The sequence below is a fragment of the Streptomyces sp. NPDC037126 genome (assembly GCF_055605965.1).
The window spans coordinates 1-4555 of sequence record NZ_JBVJTD010000073.1 but is presented as its reverse complement, the minus strand read 5'-3'; the positions used below and the strand labels follow the sequence as shown (position 1 = coordinate 4555).

General features: G+C 73.0%; 2 protein-coding genes. Both read left to right on the top strand.

Annotated elements, in window-relative coordinates; all coding sequences use genetic code 11:
* Nucleotides 1-764: acyl carrier protein (locus ACZ7FF_RS44810; protein WP_470820504.1), on the top strand; the 764-nt coding region annotated here is incomplete at its 5' end.
* 37 nt (nucleotides 765-801) lie between these two features.
* The coding region (locus ACZ7FF_RS44805; protein WP_470820502.1) for a type I polyketide synthase at nucleotides 802-4555 on the top strand (3754 nt) is incomplete at its 3' end.

The window sequence follows — 4555 nt, the reverse complement described above, 5'->3', positions numbered from 1 at the left end:
GCAAGCGGATCGCCTCCTCGGGCATCCCGCCGCTCAGCGTCGAACAGGGGCTGGCGCTCCTCGACACCGCGACCACCCTCGACGAGCCCCACCTGATCCCCCTCGGCCGCGCCGCCGGTCCGATGCGGATGCCCGGCGAGGTGCCGCCCCTGCTGCGCCGACTGGTCTCGGGCACCAGGCGGGCCGCTTCGAACGTGGGCGCGGCGGCCGGTACGGCCGCGGCGCTCGCGACACGGCTCAGGGAACTCCGCGACAGGGAACGGGTTCCGCACGTCTTGGACCTCGTACGGGCCGAGGCGGCCGCCGTACTCGGTCATAGTTCCGCCGGCGCTGTCGACGCCGGCAAGGAGTTCCGTGACCTCGGCGTGGACTCGCTGACCGCGCTGGAGCTGCGCAACCGGCTGACCGCGGCCACGGGCCTGCGGCTGCCCGCCACCCTCGTCTTCGACCACCCCACCCCGGCCGTCCTCGCCCAGCACCTCGTCACCGAACTGCTCGACGAGGCGGAGGCGGACGGCGGGCGGTCCGCCCTGCTCGCGGAGCTCGACCGGCTCGACGCCACGCTGACGGCGGCGGACACGCCGGACGAGCAGACCCGTTCCGCCGTCTCCCTCCGGCTGCGCCACCTGCTGGAGAAGTGGACGGCCACGGCCCCGGACGCCGAGGCGTCCGCGCACAGCGTCGCGGAGCGCATCGCCACCGCCAGCGCGGACGAGGTCCTCGCATTCATCGACAACGAGCTCGGCCGTTCGAGCGACCGCTGACCAGCTCTCTCGTCACCCCAGGAAGGCTCCACTCTCCATGTCGAACGACAGCAAGCTCGTTGACTACCTCAAGTGGGTCACCGCCGACCTGCACCAGACTCGCCAACGACTGCTGGAAGTCGAGTCGGGGAAGCAGGAACCCATCGCCATCGTCGGCATGGCATGCCGGCTGCCCGGGGGCGTGCGCAGCCCGGAGGACCTCTGGCGGCTGGTCGCCGAGGGCCGCGACGCCATCTCCCCCTTCCCCGCCGATCGTGGCTGGGACCTGGCCGCCCTCGCCGGGGACGGAAACGGCAGCAGCGCGTCGGTCGAGGGCGGTTTCGTCGACGCGGCCGATTTCGACGCGGACTTCTTCGGGATCTCACCGCGTGAGGCCGTGGCCATGGACCCGCAGCAGCGCCTCCTCCTGGAGACCTCGTGGGAGGCGTTCGAGCGGGCGGGCATCAGGCCGGAGTCGCTCCGGGGCAGCCGTACCGGTGTGTTCGTCGGCACGGCGGGCGTCGACTACGTCGGCGTGGTCATGAACTCCGCCGAGGACGTGGAGGGCCACGCCACCACCGGACTCACGGCGAGCGTGCTGTCCGGACGGGTGTCGTACGCGTTCGGCCTGGAGGGCCCCGCAGTCACCCTGGACACGGCCTGCTCGTCGTCCCTCGTCGCACTCCACGTGGCGGCGCACGCCCTGCGCAGCGGTGACTGTTCGATGGCGCTCGCCGGCGGCGTGACCGTTCTGTCCACACCCATGAGCTTCTCCGGCTTCAGCCGCCAGGGTGGTCTGGCGACGGACGGGCGGTGCAAGGCGTACGCGGACGCGGCCGACGGCACCGGCTGGTCGGAGGGCGTCGGTGTCCTCGTACTCGAACGGCTCTCCGACGCCCAGCGCAACGGTCACCGGGTGCTGGCCGTCGTACGCGGTTCGGCGATCAACCAGGACGGTGCGAGCAACGGGCTCACCGCCCCCAACGGCCCCTCCCAGCAACGCGTGATCCGGCAGGCCCTCGCGAGCGCGGGCCTGTCGACGCGGGACGTGGACGCGGTGGAGGGCCACGGCACGGGCACGCCGCTGGGCGACCCGATCGAGGCGCAGGCGCTGCTGGCGACGTACGGCAGGGAGCGCGACGCGGAGCGTCCGCTGCTGCTCGGCTCGCTGAAGTCCAACATCGGCCACACCCAGGCCGCCGCCGGTGTCGCGGGTGTGATCAAGATGGTGATGGCGATGCGGCACGGGGTGCTTCCGCGCACGCTGCACGTGGACGAACCCTCCACGCACGTCGACTGGTCCGAGGGTGAGGTACGACTGCTCACCGAGGCCGAGTCCTGGCCGGCGTTGGACCGTCCGCGACGGGCCGCGGTCTCCGCCTTCGGCATCAGCGGCACCAACGCCCACACCATCATCGAGCAGGCCCCCTCGGCGGCGGAAAACGACCACGAGGAACCCCGGGTCTCTCCGGCGGTGGTGCCCTGGCTGGTGTCCGGCAGGTCCGAGGCCGGGCTCGACGCGCAGCTGGGCAACCTCGCCGCGCTGCGCGCGCTTCCGGCGCTTGACGTGGCCCACGCGCTGGCGGCGGAACGGACCCACTTCGAGCACCGGGCGGTGCTGGTGGAGGGCGCCGAGATCGCGCGTGGCGTGGCGGTCGAGCGGTCGTTGGCCGTGCTGTTCTCGGGGCAGGGGTCGCAGCGGTTGGGTATGGGCCGCGAACTCTATGCGCGGTTCCCGGTGTTCGCGGAGGCGTTCGATGCGGTGTGTGCGGGGCTGGACCCGCACATGGACCGGTCCGTGCGTGATGTGGTGTGGGGCGAGGACGAGGAGCTGCTGAACCAGACCGCCTATGCGCAGGCGGGGTTGTTCGCGGTGGAGGTGGCGCTGTTCCGGCTGGTCGAATCCCTGGGTGTGCGGCCGGAGTTCGTGGCGGGGCACTCGATCGGTGAGGTGGCGGCGGCGCATGTGGCGGGGGTGTTCTCGCTGGAGGACGCGTGCGCGTTGGTGGCTGCCCGGGGCCGGCTGATGCAGGCGCTGCCCGAGGGCGGCGCGATGCTGGCCGTCGAAGCCACAGAGGACGAAGTGGGGCCGCTGCTCGACGAGTTGGTGTCCCTTGCTGCCGTCAACGGGCCGTCGTCCGTGGTGGTTTCCGGCGCCCGGGAGGCCGTCGAGGCGATCCGTGTCCACTTCGAAGGGCTGGGGCGCAGGACGACACCGCTGCGGGTGTCGCACGCTTTTCACTCGCCGTTGATGGAGCCGATGCTGGACGACTTCCGTGCGGTGGTCTCCGGCCTGTCCTTCTCGGCCCCGGAGATCCCGCTGGTGTCGAACGTGACGGGTGGGGTGGCGTCCGCCGAGTTGGTGTGCGACCCGGAGTACTGGGTGCGGCACGTGCGTGAGACGGTCCGCTTCGCCGACGGGGTACGGGCGTTGGGCGAGGCCGGGGTCTCGGCCTTGCTGGAACTGGGCCCGGACGGTGTCCTCTCCGCGATGGCCCGGCACTGCCTGCCCGGCGAGGAGGACACCCCGGCGGTGCCCGCCCTGCGCAAGGACCGGCCCGAGGAACGCGCTCTCGTCACGGGCCTGGCACAGCTCCACGTCTCCGGTGTGCGGCTCGACTGGGGCGTCCTCTTCGACGGCACCGGCGCCCGCCGCGTCGACCTGCCGACGTACGCCTTCCGGCACGCCCGCCACTGGCCGCGCCCGGCCGCACACCCGGGCGACGTGCGTGGCGCCGGGCTCGTTCCCGCCGAGCACCCGCTGCTCGCCGCGATGGTCGCCCTGGCCAACTCGGACGGGATGGTGTTCACGGGCCGGCTGTCCCTGACGGCGCACCGCCGGCTCGCCGACCAGGGCATGGTCCCGGCCGCGGCCCTTCTGGAACTGGCCGTGCGCGCGGGCGACCAGGTCGGCTGCGGTCACGTCGAGCACCTCACGCAGACCGAACCCCTGCTCCTGTCCGAGGACGCCCCCGTGGTGGTCCAGGTGTGGGTAGGGGCCCCCGACGAGTCAGGCGCCCGCGAGGTGACGCTCCACTCGCGTCGGGACGGCGCCGAGGACGGCACCTGGACGGAACACGCGTCCGGTGTGCTCCGCAGAGAGGAACGCGGCGAAGCGGACGCCGACACCGCCGACCTCGCCGTCTGGCCGCCCCGTGGGGCGGTCGTGGCCGAGCTCGGCAGCGAGGCCGAGGCGGACGCCGAGTCGGGTGTCTCGGTGTGGCGGCGCGGCGACGAGACGTTCGTGGAGGCCGCGCTGCGCGGTGAGGTCGCCCAGGAGGCCGCGGGCTACGGCCTGCATCCGGCCCTGCTCTCGGCAGTGGTGCGGGAGGCCGACGGCGCTGAGCGCGTGCCGGTGGCGTGGGGCGGGGTCACGCTTCACGCGGTGGGCGCGCCGATCGTCCGGGCTCGCGTCGCCCGAACCGGCGAGGACACCGTCTCGGTCACCCTAGTGGACGTCGAAGGCGCTCCGGTCCTGACCGCCGGGTCCGTCGTCCTGGCCGAGCCGTCCACGGCCGTCGGCGGCGGCCGGGCGGACGTCCGCGACGGGCTGCTGCGCCTGGAGTGGGTGCCCACCACCCAGCGGTCCGTGCCGGCCGGCATGGACGAAGGTGTCCAGAGCGTCACGCTCGGAACCGGCGCTGCCTCGCTGACGGAGCTCCCCGCCGAGGCATCCCTCGTCGTGGTGCCGTTGGTCGGTGGTGTGGAGCCGGCTGTGGTGCATGAGGTGTCGGTTCGTGTTTTGGGTCTGGTGCGGGAGTGGTTGGCGGGGGAGCGGCCGGTTGGTGCGCGGTTGGTGTTCGTGACGCGTG